Consider the following 20,258-nt stretch of genomic DNA (forward strand, 5'->3'; position numbering starts at 1 on the left):
CGGTCTCACGCGCGCATCCTTGACCGCTTGTCTTAACTGGATGCTTTCCGGGCCGGCCCCGAGACGCCTTGTGAGGGCGGGAAGGAAGAAAATGTTGGACTCAAAGTAAATGACTTGGAAACAACATTCGCCCGCAAACGCGGACCGGCTTGGCATCATCTCCGGCAATCCCGCAACTTGCCAGCCGCGAGCTGCCAAGGTTCGCGGCTCGGCGGGATTTCGGGATTCTGACCTGGAGCGCGATGAGAGTGAAAATGAATCATCATCGCGCTCGAACTCTTTTCGAGCGTGATCTCTTTCGGAAAACCGATGCACACTTTTCCGGGTCATGCTCTTACGTCGGGTGGCTTGCTACGCTGGCGTGCCTTTCTTGTTCTGTCGATTCTGGACGAGATCGCCGACCACCGCGGGATCGGCAAGCGTCGAGGTGTCGCCAAGGCTCGAGGGATCATCCTCGGCGATCTTGCGCAGGATGCGGCGCATGATCTTGCCGGAGCGCGTCTTCGGCAGGCCGGGGGCAAACTGGATCAAATCGGGGGAGGCGATCGGGCCGATGTCCTTGCGCACCCAGGCGACGAGCTCCTTGCGCAGCGCCTCGCTAGGTTCGGTGCCCTTCATCAACGTGACATAGGCATAGATGCCCTGGCCCTTGATGTCGTGCGGATAGCCGACCACGGCGGCTTCCGAGACCGCCTCATGTGCGACCAGCGAGCTCTCGACCTCGGCGGTGCCCATGCGGTGGCCGGAGACGTTGATGACGTCGTCGACGCGCCCGGTGATCCAGTAATAGCCGTCGGCGTCGCGGCGGCAGCCGTCGCCGGTGAAGTACTTGCCCCTGTAGGTCGAGAAATAAGTCTGCTCGAAGCGGGCGTGATCGCCATAGACCGTGCGCATCTGGCCCGGCCAGGATTTGGCGATACAGAGATTGCCCGAGGTCTCGCCTACCATCGTCTTGCCGTCGGCATCGACGATCTCGGGCACCACGCCGAAGAACGGCCGTGTCGCCGATCCCGGCTTTAGCTTGGTCGCGCCTGGCAGCGGCGTGATCAGGATGCCGCCGGTCTCGGTCTGCCACCAGGTGTCGACGATCGGACAGCGGTCGTCGCCGACCACGCGATGATACCACTCCCACGCTTCCGGATTGATCGGCTCGCCGACGCTTCCGAGCAGGCGGAGCGAGGCGCGCGAGGTCTTCTTCACCGGTTCGTCGCCGGCCTGCATCAGCGCGCGGATCGCGGTTGGTGCAGTGTAGAAGATGTTGACCTTGTGCTTGTCGACGACGCTCCAGAACCTGGAATTGTCGGGATAGTTCGGCACGCCCTCAAACATCAGCGTGGTCGCGCCGTTGGCGAGCGGTCCGTAGAGGATGTAGCTGTGGCCGGTGACCCAGCCGACGTCGGCAGTGCACCAATAGATGTCGCCATCGTGATAGTCGAACACGTAGTGATGCGTCATCGCGGCGAACACGAGATAGCCGCCCGACGTGTGCAGCACGCCTTTCGGCGTGCCGGTCGAACCCGAGGTGTAGAGGATGAACAGGGGATCCTCGGCATGCATGTGCTCGCACGGGCATTCCGTGGTCACCATCGCGGCCGCCTCGTGATACCAGAGGTCGCGCGACGGGCTCATGTTCACGGGCGCGCCGGTGCGCTTGACCACGACCACCCAGTCGACTCCTTCGGCCTTCTCGAGCGCCGCGTCGACATTGGCTTTCAGCGGCACCTTCTTGCCGCCGCGCAGACCTTCATCTGCCGTGATGATCAACTTGGATTTGCAGTCGTTGATGCGCTGGGCGAGGCTGTCGGGCGAGAAGCCGGCGAACACCACCGAATGGATGGCGCCGATCCGCGCGCAGGCCAGCATCGCGTAGGCGGCCTCGGGGATCATCGGCAGATAGATCGTGACGCGGTCGCCCTTCTTGACGTTGCGCGTCCGCAGGATGTTGGCCATCTTGCAGACTTCGTCGTGAAGCTGCTTGTAGGTGATGTGCCTGGATTCGGAGGGATCGTCGCCCTCCCAGATGATCGCCGTCTGGTTGCCGCGCTTCTCCAGATGACGGTCGATGCAGTTCCAGGAGACGTTGAGCACGCCGTCCTCGAACCATTTGATCGAGATGTTGCCCGGCGCAAAGGAGACGTTCTCGACCTTGGTAAAAGGCTTGATCCAGTCGATCCGTTTGCCGTGCTCGCCCCAGAAGCCGTTGGGGTCCTTGACCGAGCGCGCATACATCTCGCGATACTTGGCGTCATCGACAAAAGCGCGCTTGGCCCAGTCGGCGGATACGTCATAGATCTTCTCGGACATCATTTCCTCCACTCATTGCCGATCGCATACCATGCGGCGGCAAGCCGTCGTCATTGCGCCGATTATGCGTTGTGGCGTTCGAACCGGGCAAGGAAAAAGGATTGCCACTTTTGTCGCGCGCAGGCTCGGCCTGCAGGCTGTTGCATGTGACAAGACGGCGTACCGCAACGCGTCGACGAGAGAAAACATGCCTTATCGCCTGCTCTGGGGCATCGGTCTGCTGGTCCTCGTGTTGCAGCTTGCGATGCCGGTCGCCCGGGCCCAGATCGCAGCACCCGCGCCAGCGCAGGAGGCGCTCGCAGCAGCGAGCGTCAGCGCCATTCGCCTCGTGGATCAGTTCAAGGCGGTGATGCCGGCGATGATGAAGAGCCTGAAGCCCGCGATCGTTCAGGGCCGCAGCAATGTCGACCGCGACTACGACGCCCTGACGCCGATCCTGCTCAATGGTTTTCAGGCCCGCTTCAACGAATTGTCGGAAGCAACGGCCATCGTCTATGCCAACAATTTCACCCCGGACGACCTGCGCGGCCTGACTACCTTCTACAAGACACCGCTCGGCCAGAAATTGCTGGAGAAGACTCCCACTGTGATGGAGCAATCCATGATGGCCGGCCAGAAGTTTGGTCAGTCGGTGGCGGCCGACCTGCGGCAGCGGGTCATCGAGGAATTGCGCAAGAAGGGGCACGATCTCTGACCCGACGGTGCCGCCGGGACTGGAACTGACGCGGCGATTTGGCCACTCTCGCGGCTGGCTAAGCGTTCACTTTCGCGTTGCCGGGCAGGCCAACGTCAACGTTATCGGGCGAATGGCACCCATGAAAGGTAATTAGCAACCTCTAGAGGCCGATTCGCGACTCGCAAAGTTGCTCGGGACCCCCTAAATCGCCATCCCGAGGGCCAGGGCCCAACCGGAACCAAGCCAAAACAAGCGGCATTACCGGAGAGCAGGAAGAGCAAGGCGTCTGGCAGGATGATGGATCAGCAGAATAGCGCGGCTGTGCGGCCCGATTCCGCCGATCCTGCTGTCGCCCTGGCAAAGGCGCTGGGCCAGTGGCCCCAGCAGCCAGCCGCAAGCCCCAGGATCGTGGCGCCAGCAGCCAGGATTTCGGTTGAGGAACTCGCGCGCGGCCTCGGCCTGCGGCTCGGCGATCAGAACGAGCTGACCATCCGCCGTATCAAGCGCGGCAAGAATTATTCATTCATTCGCGCCAACGGCTCGCGCGTTCGTGATGCCAGCACCATCCGCCGGCTGCATGCGATGGCGATGCCGCCGGCCTATCGTCAGGTCCGCTATTCGAGCGATCCCAATTCGCATTTGCAGGCGGTCGGCCTCGATGCGGCCGGCCGGCTGCAATATCGGTACCATGCCGACTGGGAAAAGGTCCGCGAGCATCGCAAGGCGCATCGCCTCGCCAAGCTGGTTGCGGCGCTGCCGAAAATCCGGCGCAAGGTCTCGGCGTTTTTGTCGGGCGACGAGCCGACACGCGAATTCGCGCTATCGGCCGTGATCGAGCTGATCGCGCGTACCGCGATTCGTCCCGGCAATGAATCCTATGCGCGCCTCAACGGTACGCGCGGCGCGACGACCCTGTTGAAGTCGAACGTTACGCTGGAAGACGATTGCGTCGTGTTGACCTTCAAGGCCAAGGGCGGCAAGGCCGTGCGCAAGGAGTGCGACGCAGCCAAGCTGGTCCGCGCCATCGGCATCCTGCGTAGCGTCCCCGGCAAGCGCATGTTCCAGTACTACGACCGGTCGGGCATCGTTCGCGCGGCCTCGACCACGGCGGTGAATGCTTTCCTGCGCGAAATCGCCGGCATCAAGATCTCGCTGAAGGATTTCCGCACGCTGATGGCTTCGGCTGTCGTCGTGGAGTCGTTGTCCCGGATAACGCCGGCCACGAGCCAGCGCGGCCGCAAGCGCCAGGTTCTGGAAGCGATCCGCGCCGCGGCCGATCAGCTCTCCAATACGCCCGCGATCTGCCGCAGGAGCTATGTTCACGACACCATCGTTACCGCCTTCGAGGACGGCATCCTCGAGCGCTTCGCCGCGACGATGAAGGGATACCGCACCCAGAGCAAGCGCGAGCAATTGCTGGCGCAGGTGGTGACGGCGGCAGGGGCATAGTTTCTTCGCTTCTTCATTGGCTGTCCGCAGTATCAAGCGAGCCGTTACTGGAGGCTCCGATGTCGTACGCGGCCGGTGCCGTAATCATGGCTGCCATTCAGTAGCGTTCGTTCTCGTCACCGCCAGCTACATCGCGCGATGTCGGCTTCGACATCGTCGCTTCGATGCGGCCATTGACGGCCTCCTGCCTGTGAAATCTCGCGACCAGTGGGAAGCCAAGTGGATCAGCCACTTATGCGGATTTTGCCACGAATGGCAGTCGGCGGATCGCTGTCGACCGTCTTGATGGCTTTCGCTTGGGGCATTGAGCTAGATCAATGGTTGGACCGCCGACGGTTCGATCATCCAATGGTCTTTGTCGCAAAAATCGACGACCAGTCATTACGAGGATGATCTAGCATGAGCGATACTCCCAAGCTCTCGGTTGAGAAAGCGCTTGACAAGATGCGTGCCAGCGAGCCGCGAAAAACAAAGAGCGAGCAGCGCGGCGAGAAGATGGACGAACTCGACGAAGAAATAAGGCGCATGAGAGAGCAAAGGTTGCGGCTTGAACGCAATCGGCGAGGTCCGACCAAAGGCGGTTGAGATCATCCGCGCGTCGTGGGGCTCACGAAGTCTGCGACGGAAGCGAACCTGAAGAGGCTGTTTTCGACGTCGTGGACGTCGCGCGCCCGGCAGGCAGTCAGCGATCTCCCATCGACGTCACCGGCACCATGAAGGCGCTGCCGCCACCCGCTCAAACTGACTGGATCAAAATAGCCAGTATGATCGTCAACAAAGGAGCGGGAGGGACGCATGGCGATGCTTGGCGTGATAACGCACACCACTACATATAAGTATGCGAAGCCCGTCACCTTCGGCGCACACCGTGCGATGTTCTTGCCTAGGCGTGGTTCGTCCGCGCGCCTGCTTGGCTGGTCGGCTAGAACCAGCATCGGGTCGAAGGTACATTGGGTCAGTGATTCCCGTTCCAACACCGTAACGGTCATCGATTTCAGCGAGCCAGGCAGCGAGCTGACATTTACTTTTCAGGTCCGGGGAGTTTTCTTCGGCATAAAGGGCATCGAGGCCTTTCCATTGGAAGCGCGGGCCGAGGAAGTCCCGGTGCAGTATACGCCTGATGAGTGGAGTGATCTCGTCGGCTATCTGCGTCCCCATGCGGAGGATCTTGACGGTAGCCTGGCGGCATGGACCAAGAGCTTCGTTGCCGGCGATCAGGATCAGACGGTCGATGTATTGCAGCGGATGTTGGCCGCATTTCGTAAATTCAATTACCGTGCGAGAGAAACGGAAGGAACCCGGACGCCCGGCGAAACGCTTCGGATGAATTCCGGCACCTGCCGCGATTATGCCTGGCTCATGATCGAAGCGTTGCGCCGTCTCGGGTTCGCGTCCCGCTTCGTCAGCGGCTACCTGTATGACGCAGCGCTGGATGGCGGCGAGGTGGGCATGACCGGCTCCGGTGCAACTCACGCATGGTTGCAGGTGTTTCTCCCCGGCGCCGGCTGGATGGATTACGACCCAACCAATCAAATCAACGCCGGGTTCGATTTGATCCCGGTCGCGGTTGCCCGACATCCCGGGCAGGCAATCCCGCTGGAAGGCTCGTGGTTCGGTGACGCGAAAGATTATCTGGGCATGTCAGTCAACGTCACGGTAAATAAGGTCGGAGAGGTCGCCGATCCATCGGAGGGATAGAGTGCAGCCGGAAACATGTGCGACCAAAAAGCGACCCCATCAAGTTTGATCTAGCCGCAAGCTGATCCGCATCGAACGCTGTTCGGATCGATATGTGTCCGACGAGGGGAGAAGGCTAGAGCCCACCCATCTTGCAGACGAGTTTCCACTCTTCCGCCGTGACCGGCTGCACCGACAGGCGCGAATATTTCACGAGCGCCATGTCGGCGAGCTTCTTGTCCGCCTTGATGGCGGCCATCGTCACCGGGGTCTTCAGCGGCTTGTCGGCCTTGATGTCGACGCAGACGAACTTCCCGGTTTTGTCGGTCGGGTCGGGATAGGCCTCCTTGATAATTTCGGCGATGCCGACGATCTCCTTTCCCTCGTTGGAATGATAGAAGAACGCCTTGTCGCCCTTCTTCATGTTCACGAGGTTCTGACGCGCCGTGAAATTGCGCACGCCGGTCCAGGCTTCGCCCTTCGCACCCTTGGCGACCTGCTGATCCCACGACCAGCTCGACGGTTCAGATTTTACCAGCCAGTACGCCATTGTCATTCCTCCGCCTTGAACGGCCGTGTCAGGAGGCCCTCGATCGCGGCATCGATAGTCAATCTGTTGCCGAGAATCGCGGCCACCGCCTGTGATACCGGCATATCGACCTTTTGCGAAGCCGCGAGCTCGACCAGAACCGGCGCAGTGAACGCGCCCTCGGCGAGCTTGCCGGCCGGCGCGGCCTCGCCGCGGCCCAGCGCGATGCCGAGCGCAAAATTGCGCGATTGCGCGGTCGAACAGCTCAGCAGAAGATCGCCGAGGCCCGACAGGCCGGAGAGAGTCTCTGCGCGCGCGCCGCAGGCGCGGCCGAATCTTGCGAGTTCGCTGAAACCGCGCGTCGTCAGTGCGGCGAGCGCGGAGGCGCCAAGGTTGCGGCCGACCACGATTCCGGCCGCGATCGCCAGCACATTCTTCGCTGCGCCGCCGATCTCGACGCCGCGCACGTCGGTTGTGTGGTAGGGCCGGAATGTCGACGAGCCCAGCGCCTGCACCAGGCTCGCCGCCAGCGATTCATTCCCGGCGGCGAGCGTCACCGCGGTCGGAAGTCCGCGCGCGACGTCGTCGGCAAAGCTCGGTCCGGACAGGATGGCGGGTGTTGCCCGCGGCGCAGCCTCAGCGATGACCTCGGTCATGAATCTGTGCGTGCCGTGCTCGATGCCCTTGGCGCAGGCGATCACCGGCGTCCCGTGCCTGACATGCGGCGCAAGATGGCTGACGGCCGCGCGCACATGCTGTGCGGGCGTTGCGGCCAGGACGATGTCGGCGCGCGCGGCGGCCGCGATGTCCGAGGTCACGTCGATCGCGGAATCAAGCCGTATGTCGGCCAGCCTCGGATTGATGCGCGCCGCCTGAATCTGCGCCGCGTGGGCGGGATTGCGCGCGTACAACGTGACGCTGCGTCCCGCGCGAGCCGCGACGCACGCCAGCGCTGTGCCCCAGGCACCCGCTCCGATCACGCTGACTGACGGATAGGCGGACATCAGGCAAGCTCATCTGAACTCCCTCGCCCCGCACTCGCGGGGAGAGGTAAGGAAGGACACCGGCGCGATCTGGTGCGCATCTATCAAAATCCGGCGCGGCTATTCGCAAAGCCGGCCGGCGCCTTCGCGTTGGCGTCGAGCAGCCAGCGCGCGCGCGGCGGCGCGTCCATCGTGTCGGTCAGGCCGATCGCCATCCGTTCAGCGCCGGCCCAGGCGATCATTGCGCCATTGTCGGTGCAGAGCGCCGGCGGCGGGATGATCAGTGTGGTCTCCGCCCTCGCCGCGACATCCTGCAGCGCGCCGCGGATGGCATGATTGGCCGCGACTCCGCCGGCTGCGACCAGCGCCCGCGGCGGGCCGAACTGCTCCTGAAACAATTTCAATCCGACGCTCAGGCGATCCGTGGTCGATTCCAGCACCGCCGCCTGAAAGCTCGCGCAGAGATCGCTGATGTCCTGCGGCTCCAACGGCGCCAGCCGAGACGCCTCGTTGCGTACCGCCGTCTTCAATCCCGACAGTGAGAAGTTCGCGTCAGGGCGGCCAAGCATCGGACGCGGAAATGTGAAACGAGTGGCGTCGCCACCCGCGGCCGCTCGCTCGACCTGAGGCCCGCCGGGATAGGGCAGCGACAGCATCTTTGCGACCTTGTCGAACGCTTCGCCCATCGCATCGTCGACTGTTGTGCCGAGGCGCACATATTGCCCGACGCCGACCACGGCGACGATCTGGGTGTGGCCTCCCGAGGCCAGGAACAGGCAATAGGGAAACGCCAACGCGCAGGTGAGCCGCGGCGTCAGTGCATGCGCCTCAAGGTGGTTCACCGCAACCAGCGGCGTGTTATGCACCATCGCGATCGCTTTCGCGGTGGTGAGACCGACGATGACGCCGCCGATCAGGCCGGGGCCTGCGGCCGCGGCGACCGCCGACAATTGCGCATAGCCGACACCGGCCTCCTTCATCGCGTTCGCGACGATGCCGTCGAGCAGGTCGACATGGGCGCGCGCCGCGATCTCCGGCACCACGCCGCCGAAGCGGGCGTGCTCGTCGGTCTGCGAGCGTACGATGTTGGAGAGGATCCGCCCCGAGCCGTCAGCCTGGCGCTTGACCACGGCGGCCGCGGTTTCATCGCAGGTCGTCTCGATCCCCAGTACCAGCATCGGTGGTTCGTTACCCAAATTCGGCCCTTATGTTATCGCTTGGAACGTGTCCTGACGGGTAGCATTGCGAGGTCTCAAGGTGCAATCGGTAGCGAAGCCGCATTTCGTGCTGTTGGAGCCCTGATCGTGGCCGTTCTCGTCACTCGCCCGCATCCGGACGATGAGGCTACCGTCGCCAGTCTGCGCGACCGGGGCATTGCCGCGCTGCCGGCCCCGATGCTGCGCCTTGAGCCGCTGCCGTTCAGCGACGATACCAATACGGGATACGACGCCGTGATCGCGACCAGTGCCAATGCGCTGCGCACGATCGACCTTGCCGGCAGCCGGCTCTTGCGCCTGCCGCTGTTTGCGGTCGGGACCCATACCGCCGAGGCCGCGCGGGCGGCCGGCTTCGCCGAGGTGATCACGGCCAAGGGCGGCGCCGGCGCGCTCCGCGATCTCGTCATCGCGCGCGCCAAGGTCAGGCAATTGCAGAAGGCGGCGACGCTGCTCTATCTTGCCGGCGCCGACCTTGCGCACGACCTCGCGGGCGAACTGGGCGCGAAGGGATTTACCGTGGTCACGCACACCACATATCGGATGGCGCCGGTCTCGAGCTTCCCGCGCGAGGTCTGCGACGCCTTCATGGCCAACAGAATTACGGCGGTGCTGCATTATTCCCGCCGCAGCGCCCAGGCCTTCCTCGATGCGGCACGGGCCGAGGGCGTAGAGATTTCCGCCTTGGCGCTGCCGCAATGCTGCATTTCAGCATCGGTCGCTTCCGTCCTCCGCGACGCCGGCGCCACCCGGGTGGTGGTGGCTGTTTCACCCGACGAAAATGCCTTGTTCGATGCCCTTGGGCGTACTTTGATGGTCTGACTGCGCACTATTCTTTGTTTTGAACGTGATCCGAACCGAAAATCGATGCCTCGTTTTCCGGATCGTGCTCTAAGGAGCCGGGCCGATTCTGCTAGAATTCCCCGCCAAGTAGTTTGAGGAACCCCGCGATGGCTGACGATAGGCCCGAGGACGCAGGACCGGCGCCGGATCCGGACTCCGCCCGACCCAAGCGCGCACCGCCGACCATCGATCTCGAAGCGACGGAGGTATCGAGCGAGACGCCGAACGCATCCACGGATGCTGCGCCCGAAGAGGAAGCTCCGGCCGAGCCGCAACCCGAGGGCACCGCGGCGGCGGCTCCGCCACCCGAGCCTCCGCGGCCGGTCTCGCCTTGGGTGATTGCACCAATATCCGGCGCGGTGGCCGCGGCGCTGGTGATCGGCGTCGGCTGGCTCCTCGGCTGGCCCGCGATACAGCCGGCTTCCGCGCCCGCTCCCCGGCTCAACGCCGCTGCGATCGATGATCTGACCACACGTATCGCCGGTCTCGAGTCGAAGCTCAGCAAGCCCGCGGTGCCGCCGAACGATCCCGCGGCGGCCGCGCGGATCGAAACGCTGGACAAATCGATTGCAACGCTCCGCGGTGAACTCGTCGCCACGCGATCGCAGTCGGACAAGCTTGCCGCCGCGATCAACGACGTGAAGGCCGCGCCACGCGATGGCGCAACAGCGCCGGATCTGTCCGGGATCATCGCGCGCATCGACGGGATCGAAGGCATCGTGAAGGCGCAGAACGTCGAGATCGCCCGGCAGGACAGCAGGATTGCGGAGACCAAGGCGGCCGACGCCAAGCCGGCCGACGATGCGCTACTGCGTCGTGTCGTGGCAGCCTCGCTGCTCGACGTCGCGGTGCGCCATGGCGATCCCTTCGTTTCCACGCTCGCCGCGGCAAAAGCACTCGCTGAGGATGCCGATGCGCTCAAGCCGCTCGATGCCTTCGCTGCCTCCGGCGTACCCAACGCGAACATGCTCTGCCGTGAGTTGCTAGAGATCGTGCCGAAGCTTGCGCCGAGGGCGCCTGACACCGCGACAACGGGTACAGGGTTGGTCGATCGCCTGCAGGCCGGCGCGTCCAAACTCGTCCGTATCGAGCGAACCGATGCCACCGGCACCGATCGCGGCAGCATCGTTGCGCGCGTCACCTCGGCCGCCCTCCATAATGACCTTGCGCTGGCCGAACGTGAGCTGAAATCACTGCCGCCGGGCGATCGCACGGCTGCGCAGGCCTGGCTCGACAAGGTAGACGCGCGCGGGGCCGCACTTGCGGCCTCGCGCAAATTCGCCGACAACGCCATGGCGGCGCTCGTCTCGGTCAATCAATAGGTTCTTGATGATCCGGATCATTCTGTTCCTGGCGGTGATCGCGCTTGCTGCGGCGGGCGCGGCCTGGGTCGCCGACCAGCCCGGCGATGTCGTACTGTCGTGGGGCGGCTGGCGTGCCCAAACCGCGCTGCCGGTGTTCCTGCTCGCGCTTGGCGTCGTCGTGGTCGCCGCGCTGATCGCGTGGTCGATCCTGCGCGCGCTGTGGAGGCTGCCGGAGCGCGTCCGCCGCAACGGGCGCGAGCGTCGCCACGCCCGCGGCCGCAACGCCATCACGCAAGGCCTGCTCGCGATCGGCCACGGTGATGCGGCAGCCGCCCGCGCCCATGCCGAAGTCGCGCGGCGCCATGCCGGGCACGATCCGCTCGCGCTTCTCCTGCACGCGCAGTCGGCGCAGCTCGATGGCGATCACGCCGGCGCGCAGCGCGCCTTCCGCGCGATGGCGGAGCGCGAGGACACGCGGCTACTCGGCCTGCGCGGCCTGTTCATCGAGGCGCAGCGAGCGGACGATCCGGTGGCTGCGGTAATGGTCGCGGAGGAGGCTCTGAAACTGTCGCCGTCGTCGTCATGGGCGTCCCATGCCCTGCTCGGTTTCTGCTGCGCCAAGGGCGATTGGGCCGGCGCGCTGTCGATCATCGACAACAACCAGAGCGCCGGATTGATCGACAAGGCGACCTATCGGCGTCAGCGTGGCGTGCTGCTGACCGCGCGGGCGCTGGAGCTCGAGAACGTCGATCGCGATCTTTCGCGCGAAAGCGCGATGGAAGCGGTCAAGCTGGCGCCGACTCTGATCCCTGCGGCGGTGCTCGCGGGCAGATTCGAAAGCGAAGCGCACCAGGTGCGCCGCGCACTGCGTATCGTCGAGACCGCCTGGCTGGCGCAGCCGCATCCCGATCTCGCCGATGCCTATGCGCATGTACGGCTCGGCGATTCCGCGCGCCAGCGCCTGGTGCGCGTCGAGACGCTGGCGGCGAAGACGCCGGGCCACATCGAAGGCGCGCTGGCGATCGCCCGCGCCGCGATCGACGCGTCCGAGTTCGCCAAGGCGCGCGCGGCGCTGGAGCCGTTCATATCGGCGCCGACGCAACGCGTCGCGATGCTGATGGCGGACATCGAGCGCACCGAGCATGGCGACACAGGTCGCGCCCGGGCCTGGACCACGCGCGCCGTGCGCGCGCTGCACGACCCGGTCTGGACCGCGGACGGCTACGTCTCTGACCGCTGGCGCCCGGTCTCGCCCGTTACCGGCCGGCTCGATGCGTTCCAGTGGCAGACGCCGGTCGCAGCGCTCCCGTCGGACAGGGGCAGCGCAATCGAATCCTCGCCCTTCGAGGAAGCGATGCTCGCCCCCCGCCGGGTCGAGCCGCCAAAGGAGGAGGTTGCCGTGAACGACCCCCCCGAGACGAATTCGGTCGAAACGAACGCCCTCGAGGTGCAAGCGGTTGAACCCGACGCGGCTACCCCGCCCACCGTGCAGGACAATACCCCCCCGGCAGGCGCGGAGCCCGAGCCGGTTCCGGCTACATCCGCCATTCCCTCGCCGCCGCCCGTCGAATCAGCGCCCCCAGCGCCCACGCCCTTGTTCCGCGACCGCGCCGACCTCGCCAAGGCGGCAGCGGCACCGATTCCGGCGGTCATTCCGATTGTCCGCGCCCCCGACGACCCCGGGGTCGACGAGGAGGGCGCCCGCGACGAGTTCGCGGAACAAATCGGCCCGCCCAAGGCCCAGGCCGGCGGCTGGCGCGGATTTTTGTCCCGCTGGGGGAGCTGAGTGCGCATGATCTGGACCGGCTTGGCCGCGTGAATGAAACGCGGAGGCCGGTTTTCGAAAAGATCACGCGTAAACAGAACGATAGCGTGGGATCAGGTTCGAGGGAGCGCGATCTTGCGCTAATATGGGCGGGCTTGTCCTTGCCAATCGGGGCTGTGCCCGATATCAGGTGCCACGCGTTTCGAGGCCGTTGCCGACGGTCCGCCGCAATAGCTCAGTCGGTAGAGCACGTCATTCGTAATGACGGGGTCGGGGGTTCGAATCCCTCTTGCGGCACCAACGTTTTCAATAGCTTAGCAAATTTGCGCGCGCCTCTCCCTCGCTCGGGGTAACGCGGCGGGTAACAGTCCCGGATGATCTGGTCACGCTGGCGCCGGTTCATCGTTTCGAGCCGCAGAAGCCCCTTGGCACCGTGGCGATGTGCCCGCGTTTGCATGCACCAAGCGTTCCGCTTTATCCGTATGGACACGATGAAGCAATCAGCTTTCCATTCCCGGCGCGCACTCCTTTCGCACGGCTCGACCCAGCGCTTCTCGTTGGACTCGCGGCCGTCGCTGTAGTCGAAACCCAGAATCTTAGCGACTATCCGGGACTTTCGGGAAGCCACTAGAACCAAAACCCGGTAACGCGGAGCCACTGACCTGCTGTTCTGGCATCAACACATCAGACTACGAATCTGAGGGTCGGACGTTCGAATCGTTCCTGGCGCGCCAGCACTTAGCTGGTATCTTCCGTGCAAGACGGTACGGCGTTTTACGGAATTTGCAAGGAAGGTTGAGGCGTCGCTTAGGCTTGTCAGTCGATGGTTGGAGTCGTACCGCGGGTTCGAATCCTTCTGGCTCCGCCACTTTGTCCCGAAAGCTCGTACCTCGAAGGGGAGACAGGCCCGAAAACCCGGCCGTTTTCGTGCATTTTTTCGTCCCGGAGATTGGTACGGTACGGCATTTCGCTAAAAACAAAGCCCTCCTAGCGGGCCGGTTTTGAATCTCTCTCGCTCAACCGAGAAGCCCGTGGCTTCTGCTACGGTCTCGTTCCAGAGACCGCGAATGATGGAAACCAAGCTGGGGTCGCAAGCCGCCATTGTCGCCGCTCCCCAAGCTTTCGGCCGCAATTTCGTGCCAAGCAGACTTGTGTCTGGTTCTGGCGCAGTTTGGATTAGGGCACTCCAGCTCTCAGACGAGGCTCCCAAACAGTCGACGCACGTCGTCCATGCTTTCGGGTGTGGAGCGCTTGCTCTCGGAAATCGGTTGGTAATCGTCGTCGCTGTCCGAATCCATTGACTTTCGCGTCCGCTCGATCGGGACGTTCAGTTTTTTAATGACTGTCTTGAAAACTTGACGGTGAGACTTCTGTATGTCGCGGAGGCTGTCTCGCATGCTCTCAAGGTCGGCGAGCTCCTGGCAGTCAGCGACCTCGTCATAGACGCCTCGCCGGCGATAGGCTTGATATTCAAGATCGAACCGCGCTTCGTCATCGGTTGGCCAGGGCGGTGAAGCCGCACGGTAGTCGAAGAGCGATCGCCAGTCGTAGTTCCGTGCATTCGAGAGTTTATCGAGGATCCTATCCATCAAGGCGCGATGAAGCTTTGCACCGCCGTGTTCATAGACCCATGGGGAGGTTTCGAGCGCGCGCAGCACGTCGAGGATGCTAGGGACAAAGACACTTAAACCTTTTTGCAGATGCTCGTGGTCGAGCGTCAACATCGAGAGCAAGTCGTGAGACTTCGTTTCTTCCGGCCACTTGATGATGGTTCGTAAGCGACTGTCAGGTGCATCGTCGAGATACGTGCCCCGTAAGTCGGCCGTTCGCGTCCTGGTGCCAGCGAACGTGCGGCGCTCCGATGACCCGTTTGAGTGCTTGGATAACAGGTGGAGTAGGTGCCAACGCCTCGGTCAGAGCGCTTCTATTGCTGGCTTGCCGCAGATCGCGAAAGCTACGGATCTGCGAGAAGCGGTTTGCCGAACGCGTTGCAAGACAGCGGTGCTTGTCAGCCAAAGCTTGAAGTTGGCCGTCTCAACCTTTTTGTGGCGACAGAGAAGAGCATTTATTCTATCTCGGCCGTATACGTCGGATTGTCGTTTGAGGTAGGGCTTGAAAAGCTTAGCGAGCGCCTTGGTATTCGCCGGGCTTAGGCCGAGCGATGTGGCCAAAACGTAGCGCTTAGGCGCAAGCGCGCGGACTTTCGGCAGCTCCTCCTTTTTGAGATGAGCAAGCAGCTTGGCGAACATCGTGTTGGGCATGTGCTTGCATTGGACGATCGTTTCCTCTTTGGAATCGGAAAAGGCACGGAGATCGACCCCGCCGTCGCGCCCGGGCGTGAAGATTTCGAAGCTCGCCTTCCAATCAGCTTGCAAGAGGTCGAGGATAAGCTCTTCGAAGTCGAAGGCCGATAAGCGGGTGAAGTCATAGGCGGGCATGCGCAATGCTTAACGGATTCCATTGCCGCCCTTGCCGGCGGAGAGGTTGGCCCGGATCCCTGCCAAAAGGAGCGCGATCGTTGCCAGCCTTTGCTGGCCATCCACGACCTGGCCTTCCGGTTTGATCAGAACGATGTCTCCGAGGAAACAGGGGAAAACGTCCTCGTCTGATTCTTGCGCCCTGGCAGCATCCCACAGATTGTAGAAAAGATCCCGGGCCTGCTCGGAGGTCCACGTGTAAGGCCGCTGAAATCCTAGAAATCTCGAATACATATTCGCCGCCGAAGGTTTTCGAGATCGGCTGCTCGTGCGCTGGCAGTGGCGATGCCAAATCGTTTCCTCCCCAAGTGTAAGAAGGATTGCATTAGGACTAGGGGTTGCCGAGGCGCGATTCCCGCGTCGACGCGGATTTCCAGCGGTCATTGCTCAGCGGAGCAGCTTGCTCTTCCTGTTCTATCCGGATGACTATCGGGGTAGATTGTATTTCATTGCGCCACAAGTGATGCCTCCGCTAAATATGCGCGAGGTTTCATAGGGGGGCTATCGTGGCTGTATTGAGCATCAAGATATCGAATTGCAACAGCATCGACGACGCAACGATCAGGATCACCGAAGGCGCGCTGAATATTAAGTACGGTCCAAATGGGCTCGGCAAAAGCACGTTGGCGAAGGCAATTGTAGGCCAAATACGGGCCGATGGCACGCTTCAGAATCTTGTCCCTTTCAAGAATCGCGGAAAGGCGGGTGTGGGCGCGCCGACCGTTGAAGGTGTTGACAGTCTGAAGTCCGCGCTGGTTTTCGATGAGGAATTTGTACAGCAATTCGCCTTTCAAAAGGATGAGGTCGTCAAAAATAGCTTCGAAATCTTCATCCGGACACCGGAGTATTTGACGGAAATAGCTGAAATCGATGCTTTGCTGGCCGGGATAAAGAAAGCTTTCGCCGCTAACGCCGACATTGGACAGGTCATCAGCGATTTGAAAGAGCTGCGCGAAGCGTTCGGTAAATCTTCCAAGACAGGCAGCATTCCAAAAAGCAGCAAGATACACAAGGCATTCGGTTCCGGAAATAAGATCGCGAACATTCCCGATGCGCTGAAACCGTTCGAGACTTTCATCAAGAGTCAAGAGCCTGCCAAGTGGATCGCCTGGCAGATCAAAGGAAATGAATTTCTTCAACTCGAGGACCGTTGTCCTTATTGCTCGACAACGCTGACGGAGACAGGACAAAAAGAAACTGCCTTGGCCGTCGAGAGGGAGTATGACGCAACGGCTGTAGGCCACCTGAATGCCTTAAAGGCCGTCATCGACCGGCTGGGAAAGTACTTCAGCGAGAAATGCCGGGATAATCTCGACAAGGTGACAAAGGCTAAAATTGAGCTGACGGCCCAGGAGAACAGTTTTCTAACCGGCCTGAAGGCGGATATTGATGGACTGATTGAGAAGCTGGAAGCGCTGCGGACCATATCCTTCTTTTCTCTCCGAGACGTTGCGGAAATCAGCGATCGACTGACTCCCTTGAAGATAGACCTTAGCCTTATCGACAAGCTGGATTCTCAAGAGACAAGGGTAACGGTAGATCCAATCAATGAGCAGCTCGACGGTCTTATAGCCAAGGTCGGAAGCCTGAAAGGCAGGATTAATCGGCATAAGGCGAAGATAAAGAAAGCGATTGATGAGAACCAGAGCAGCATAAACGGCTTTCTTCGGTCGGCAGGTTATAGATACGCAGTGGAGATCGTTGCCGAACCGGATACCTATAAAATGAAGCTGGTTCATCAGGATCTGGGCGGCCACATCGAAATGGCATCGCAACACCTGAGTTATGGCGAGAAAAATGCCTTCGCGCTCGTTCTGTTTATGCATCAGGTCCTTAGCGAAAAGCCGGATCTTATCATCCTCGACGACCCTATCTCCTCTTTCGACAAGAACAAGAAGTTCGCTATCCTGCACGAGTTGTTCCGCGGAAGGGCGAGTCTCCGGGACAAGACCACTCTTATGCTGACTCATGACATCGAGCCGGCGATTGATGTGATCAAGAGCACGAACGCCATCTTTCAGGGGGCGCAACCTTCGGCGACTTTCCTGTCGTCCCGGGCTGGAATCGTCAAAGAAGTTCCGGTCGAACGGCAGGATATTCAGACCTTCGCAAAGATCTGCAAAGACAACGTCGCGTCTCTGGCTGATCCCCTTATCAAGTCCATCTATCTGCGGCGTGAGTTCGAGCTGCGAGACGATATGGGGCTGGAGTACAACCTGTTAGCCAGTCTCTTTAAGGGGAGAGAGATGCCGACCGTAAAGTCCGCGACCGGTAGCCGAGATATGACGCCACAGGAGAAGATGCAGGCCGAAGCAAAAATACAGGTCGATTTTCCAGGATTTGAATACGATGTGCTCGTGACCGAAGCAAGAAACGAGGAAGCTATCAAAGCTAAATTCCACGCCACCGACGTTGGTTACGAAAAAATTCAAATATTCCGGATTCTAGGCGGTGATCACGAGGACAATGTAATCCGAAAATTCATCAACGAGTCTTATCACATCGAGAATGAGTATGTAATGCAGCTTAATCCGCATAAATTCGAGAGCATTCCGGAGTATGTCGTCGAAGAGTGCTCGCGTCTCCTGACCTGATCGACAGCGGTGCCAGCTCGTTTTTTCGGACGAGAAGTGCGTCCGTGCAACAAGGTGCGGATTGGAGAAAGATTGTCGCAAAAAGAGTCTTCGCCGAAAATGGAAACAGTTCGCTCACTGATAAGCTTTGACCAAAGCTTATCAGCGAACAAATTCCATAATGCTGGGCGAATCAGGACCGATAGCAGACGCATCAGGGCGAGTGGACCCCTAAAAGTTCAAACGAGTTGATTTGAGCCAATAGCAAGTCCGCTCAGTCTAGGACACTCCGGCTGCCCACCCTCGACTGGCGTGCAAGTCGTATTTTGACTCATCTCTGACATTCGCTTCGGGTGCAGCATGCGAACTATTGATCATAATGGAATGGTTAACTGGGCTAATGCCCTTCGGGTGGAATCGACGGATCAGTCTACAGGGTGATCGGCGCGTTCTTCTGGCTGACCAGACGTGCGCCGATGCGTCTTCAACCTCGCCTCGCTCGACGGCCTCATGTAAGAGGCATTTTGGGCATGAATTTTTTTGTGCTCCTGTCGATTTTGCCAACCCTCGTTCGTCGTCGTGTGATCAAACCAACAAACGAAAGATACCCATGCGTTTCATGATGCTGATGATCCCCGGCGGCTACCAATCCGCGAAGCCCGACGTCATGCCCAGCGCTGAGGCGGTGCAGGCGATGATGAAATACAATGAGGAGCTGAAGAAGGCCGGCGTGCTGCTGTCCCTGGAAGGGCTTCATCCGCCGTCCTCAGGCGCTCGGGTCAGCTTCAAGGGTGGAAAGCCTGTGGTGACCGACGGCCCCTTCGCGGAAGTGAAGGAAGTGCTGGGCGGCTACTGGCTGATCGACGTGCGCTCGCGCGAGGAGGCCATCGAATGGGCTCGCCGCTGTCCCGCCTCGAACGATGATGTGATCGAAGTCCGGCGCGTCCATGAGATGAGCGAGTTCCCCGAGGAGGTCCAGAAGGCGGCGGAGGGCTTCAAAGAGTTGAAGGGTTGAAGGCCGCCGCGGCCATCGAAGCGGTCTGGCGGATCGAGCAGCCGAAGCTCGCCGCCAGGCTCGCTCGCTATTTGCGCGACATCGGGCTGGCCGAGGAGATCGTGCAGGATGCGTTCACGCTGGCGCTGGAGCGCTGGCCGCAGGACGGCATCCCGGGCAATCCGGCCGCCTGGCTCACTCACGTCGCCAAGAACCGGGCGCTGGACCGGCTGCGTCGTACGACCCTGATTGACGGCAAGCACCGCGAATTGGCCATTAACCTCGCCGAGTTGGAGCGCGAGAGGCCGGACATCGAGGCGCTGCTCGACGAGGACATCGACGACGACCTGCTGCGGCTGATCTTCGCCGCCTGCCATCCGGTTCTGCCGGGCGAGCAACGCGCCGCCCTCGCTTTACGGCTCCTGGGGGGCCTGTCGACGCGCGAGGTTGCCCGTGCCTTCCTTGTGCCAGAAGCCACCGTCGCCCAGCGCATCGTGCGCGCCAAACGAACCCTGCGCGATGCCGCCATACCTTTCGAGATCCCTCGCTTCGAAGAGCGGCGAGAACGCCTCGCCGCAGTGCTTGAGGTGGTCTATCTGATCTTCAACGAGGGCTATGTGCCGGCGGCGGGGTTCGACTGGATCCGCGCCGATCTTTGCGGCGAGGCCCTGCGCCTGGGCCGCTCGCTCGCGGCATTGATGCCGGACGAGCCTGAGGTGCAGGGGCTGGTGGTTCTGATGGAGTTCCATGCCTCGCGCTTCGCCGCACGCACGAGCACGGCCGGCGACCCGATCTTGCTGCTCGACCAGGACCGTACCCGATGGGACTGGTCGCTGGTTCGGCGCGGCCTCGACGGTTTGAACCACGCGATGGTCCTTACGCCGGCGCCCGGCCCCTATCTGCTACAGGCAATGATCGCCGCCTGCCACGCCCGCGCGGTGGCCGCCGCCGACACCGACTGGATCGCCATCGCTGCCTATTACCAGGCACTCACCCTGGCCGCGCCTTCGCCCATCGTCGAAATCAACCGGGCGGTGGCGGTCGGCATGGCATTCGGACCGGCCCAGGGCCTCGCCATCGCCGACGCGCTGAGAGACGAGCCGCTCTTGAAGAATTCACATCTGCTGCCCACGGTGCGTGGTGGTCTTCTGGAGAAGTTGGGACAAGTCGCGGAAGCGCGCGCCGAATTCCGCCACGCCGCCAGGTTGACGGGCAATGACAGGGAGCGCGCTATGTTGCTCGCCCGCGCCAATTCTCCCACCGCCACAGCGTAGGCGCGTAATGTCCCCTCGGCCGATACGGTTGAAAAAGTCGAAAGTAACGCCACGGCAAAAGCCGCGCTTAGATCAGCTCAGAGCGACCACCAACAAGAAAAGCCTTCGCAATAAGGCTAGGAACGCGGCACATAATGGGGCCATGGTGAAATCGTAATGCCAAGAACAAAGATGCGTCGCTGGTTGGAGGAGTGGC

Annotated in this window: 18 protein-coding genes and 1 tRNA gene; 11 read left to right on the forward strand and 8 right to left on the reverse strand. The window is 61.7% G+C overall.

The features are described 5' to 3' along the window. Positions 1 to 351 precede the first annotated feature (351 nt). On the reverse strand, positions 352 to 2,304 hold the full coding sequence (gene acs, locus JQ553_RS04845) for an acetate--CoA ligase (protein ID WP_212498708.1): 1,953 nt from the start codon (positions 2,302 to 2,304) through the stop codon (positions 352 to 354). Positions 2,305 to 2,491: 187 nt separating this feature from the next. On the opposite strand from acs, the gene JQ553_RS04850 reads away from it, so the two are divergent. After that, entirely contained in the window at positions 2,492 to 2,998 is a 507-nt protein-coding gene (locus tag JQ553_RS04850) for a DUF2059 domain-containing protein (protein ID WP_212498709.1), read from the forward strand. Positions 2,999 to 3,274: 276 nt separating this feature from the next. After that, positions 3,275 to 4,429 (forward strand): DNA topoisomerase IB, encoded by a 1,155-nt coding sequence (locus JQ553_RS04855; protein ID WP_212498710.1) that lies wholly within the window; start codon positions 3,275 to 3,277, stop codon positions 4,427 to 4,429. A 97-nt stretch (positions 4,430 to 4,526) separates the two neighbouring features. On the opposite strand, the gene JQ553_RS34840 is transcribed toward JQ553_RS04855, so the two are convergent. Further along, positions 4,527 to 4,661, reverse strand: coding sequence for a hypothetical protein (locus tag JQ553_RS34840; protein ID WP_283817213.1), 135 nt, complete (start codon positions 4,659 to 4,661; stop codon positions 4,527 to 4,529). A 167-nt stretch (positions 4,662 to 4,828) separates the two neighbouring features. Here JQ553_RS34840 and JQ553_RS04860 point away from each other — a divergent pair, with 167 nt between their 5' ends. Together JQ553_RS04860 and JQ553_RS04865 are read left to right on the forward strand one after the other, a co-directional pair. Next, positions 4,829 to 5,014: a hypothetical protein gene (locus JQ553_RS04860; protein WP_212498711.1), complete on the forward strand. Its 186-nt coding sequence runs from the start codon at positions 4,829 to 4,831 to the stop codon at positions 5,012 to 5,014. Between the two features lie 210 nt (positions 5,015 to 5,224). Beyond that, the gene (locus tag JQ553_RS04865) at positions 5,225 to 6,127 is read left to right on the forward strand and encodes a transglutaminase family protein (protein WP_212498712.1); all 903 of its coding nucleotides are present in this window, start codon (positions 5,225 to 5,227) and stop codon (positions 6,125 to 6,127) included. Positions 6,128 to 6,242: 115 nt separating this feature from the next. On the opposite strand, the gene JQ553_RS04870 is transcribed toward JQ553_RS04865, so the two are convergent. The 3 genes from JQ553_RS04870 to tsaD all read right to left on the reverse strand — a co-directional run bounded on the left by JQ553_RS04870 (position 6,243) and on the right by tsaD (position 8,796). Continuing rightward, positions 6,243 to 6,656: an EVE domain-containing protein gene (locus JQ553_RS04870; protein WP_212498713.1), complete on the reverse strand. Its 414-nt coding sequence runs from the start codon at positions 6,654 to 6,656 to the stop codon at positions 6,243 to 6,245. A gap of 2 nt (positions 6,657 to 6,658) precedes the next feature. Further along, on the reverse strand, positions 6,659 to 7,639 hold the full coding sequence (locus JQ553_RS04875) for an NAD(P)H-dependent glycerol-3-phosphate dehydrogenase (RefSeq protein ID WP_212498714.1): 981 nt from the start codon (positions 7,637 to 7,639) through the stop codon (positions 6,659 to 6,661). A gap of 83 nt (positions 7,640 to 7,722) precedes the next feature. Beyond that, positions 7,723 to 8,796 carry a tRNA (adenosine(37)-N6)-threonylcarbamoyltransferase complex transferase subunit TsaD gene (gene tsaD / locus JQ553_RS04880; RefSeq protein WP_212498715.1) on the reverse strand — a complete coding sequence of 358 codons (1,074 nt, stop codon included), beginning with the start codon at positions 8,794 to 8,796 and terminating at the stop codon, positions 7,723 to 7,725. 126 nt (positions 8,797 to 8,922) lie between these two features. Here tsaD and JQ553_RS04885 point away from each other — a divergent pair, with 126 nt between their 5' ends. The 4 genes from JQ553_RS04885 (at position 8,923) to JQ553_RS04900 (ending at position 13,044) form a co-directional block, all read left to right on the forward strand. After that, positions 8,923 to 9,654, forward strand: a complete 732-nt coding sequence (locus JQ553_RS04885; RefSeq protein WP_212498716.1) for a uroporphyrinogen-III synthase — start codon at positions 8,923 to 8,925, stop codon at positions 9,652 to 9,654. 128 nt (positions 9,655 to 9,782) lie between these two features. Further along, positions 9,783 to 10,997 (forward strand): COG4223 family protein, encoded by a 1,215-nt coding sequence (locus JQ553_RS04890; protein WP_212498717.1) that lies wholly within the window; start codon positions 9,783 to 9,785, stop codon positions 10,995 to 10,997. 7 nt (positions 10,998 to 11,004) lie between these two features. After that, positions 11,005 to 12,765, forward strand: a complete 1,761-nt coding sequence (locus JQ553_RS04895; RefSeq protein ID WP_212498718.1) for a heme biosynthesis HemY N-terminal domain-containing protein — start codon at positions 11,005 to 11,007, stop codon at positions 12,763 to 12,765. A 203-nt stretch (positions 12,766 to 12,968) separates the two neighbouring features. After that, positions 12,969 to 13,044 (forward strand) — tRNA-Thr (locus tag JQ553_RS04900). 893 nt (positions 13,045 to 13,937) lie between these two features. Here the strand turns inward: JQ553_RS04900 and JQ553_RS04905 are convergent. The 3 genes from JQ553_RS04905 to JQ553_RS04915 all read right to left on the reverse strand — a co-directional run bounded on the left by JQ553_RS04905 (position 13,938) and on the right by JQ553_RS04915 (position 15,455). Continuing rightward, positions 13,938 to 14,468: a hypothetical protein gene (locus tag JQ553_RS04905; protein ID WP_212498719.1), complete on the reverse strand. Its 531-nt coding sequence runs from the start codon at positions 14,466 to 14,468 to the stop codon at positions 13,938 to 13,940. Positions 14,469 to 14,657: 189 nt separating this feature from the next. Beyond that, entirely contained in the window at positions 14,658 to 15,182 is a 525-nt protein-coding gene (locus tag JQ553_RS04910; RefSeq protein ID WP_212498720.1) for a restriction endonuclease, read from the reverse strand. Positions 15,183 to 15,191: 9 nt separating this feature from the next. Then, complete coding sequence (locus tag JQ553_RS04915) at positions 15,192 to 15,455, reverse strand: DUF262 domain-containing protein (protein ID WP_212498721.1); 264 nt, start codon at positions 15,453 to 15,455, stop codon at positions 15,192 to 15,194. 272 nt (positions 15,456 to 15,727) lie between these two features. On the opposite strand from JQ553_RS04915, the gene JQ553_RS04920 reads away from it, so the two are divergent. The 3 genes from JQ553_RS04920 to JQ553_RS04930 all read left to right on the forward strand — a co-directional run bounded on the left by JQ553_RS04920 (position 15,728) and on the right by JQ553_RS04930 (position 20,062). Continuing rightward, positions 15,728 to 17,815, forward strand: a complete 2,088-nt coding sequence (locus JQ553_RS04920; protein ID WP_212498722.1) for an AAA family ATPase — start codon at positions 15,728 to 15,730, stop codon at positions 17,813 to 17,815. 589 nt (positions 17,816 to 18,404) lie between these two features. After that, positions 18,405 to 18,809, forward strand: coding sequence for a YciI family protein (locus JQ553_RS04925; protein ID WP_212498723.1), 405 nt, complete (start codon positions 18,405 to 18,407; stop codon positions 18,807 to 18,809). After that, positions 18,806 to 20,062, forward strand: a complete 1,257-nt coding sequence (locus tag JQ553_RS04930) for an RNA polymerase sigma factor (RefSeq protein WP_212498724.1) — start codon at positions 18,806 to 18,808, stop codon at positions 20,060 to 20,062. Before JQ553_RS04925 ends, JQ553_RS04930 begins: the two co-directional genes overlap by 4 nt. The last annotated feature ends 196 nt before the right edge of the window (positions 20,063 to 20,258 follow it).

Source organism: Bradyrhizobium lablabi, assembly GCF_018131005.1.
In the GTDB taxonomy this organism is placed as follows: domain Bacteria; phylum Pseudomonadota; class Alphaproteobacteria; order Rhizobiales; family Xanthobacteraceae; genus Bradyrhizobium; species Bradyrhizobium lablabi_D.

Coding starts and splice junctions, on each gene's coding strand:
- JQ553_RS04850 (WP_212498709.1), top strand. CDS start 2,492: ATGCCTTATCGCCTGCTCTGGGGCATCGGTCTGCTGGTCCTCGTGTTG.
- JQ553_RS04895 (WP_212498718.1), top strand. CDS start 11,005: ATGATCCGGATCATTCTGTTCCTGGCGGTGATCGCGCTTGCTGCGGCG.
- JQ553_RS04865 (WP_212498712.1), top strand. CDS start 5,225: ATGGCGATGCTTGGCGTGATAACGCACACCACTACATATAAGTATGCG.
- JQ553_RS04915 (WP_212498721.1), bottom strand. CDS start 15,455: ATGTATTCGAGATTTCTAGGATTTCAGCGGCCTTACACGTGGACCTCC.
- JQ553_RS04890 (WP_212498717.1), top strand. CDS start 9,783: ATGGCTGACGATAGGCCCGAGGACGCAGGACCGGCGCCGGATCCGGAC.
- tsaD (WP_212498715.1), bottom strand. CDS start 8,796: ATGCTGGTACTGGGGATCGAGACGACCTGCGATGAAACCGCGGCCGCC.
- acs (WP_212498708.1), bottom strand. CDS start 2,304: ATGTCCGAGAAGATCTATGACGTATCCGCCGACTGGGCCAAGCGCGCT.
- JQ553_RS04910 (WP_212498720.1), bottom strand. CDS start 15,182: ATGCCCGCCTATGACTTCACCCGCTTATCGGCCTTCGACTTCGAAGAG.
- JQ553_RS04855 (WP_212498710.1), top strand. CDS start 3,275: ATGATGGATCAGCAGAATAGCGCGGCTGTGCGGCCCGATTCCGCCGAT.
- JQ553_RS04860 (WP_212498711.1), top strand. CDS start 4,829: ATGAGCGATACTCCCAAGCTCTCGGTTGAGAAAGCGCTTGACAAGATG.
- JQ553_RS04925 (WP_212498723.1), top strand. CDS start 18,405: ATGCGTTTCATGATGCTGATGATCCCCGGCGGCTACCAATCCGCGAAG.
- JQ553_RS04875 (WP_212498714.1), bottom strand. CDS start 7,639: ATGTCCGCCTATCCGTCAGTCAGCGTGATCGGAGCGGGTGCCTGGGGC.
- JQ553_RS04870 (WP_212498713.1), bottom strand. CDS start 6,656: ATGGCGTACTGGCTGGTAAAATCTGAACCGTCGAGCTGGTCGTGGGAT.
- JQ553_RS04905 (WP_212498719.1), bottom strand. CDS start 14,468: ATGTTGACGCTCGACCACGAGCATCTGCAAAAAGGTTTAAGTGTCTTT.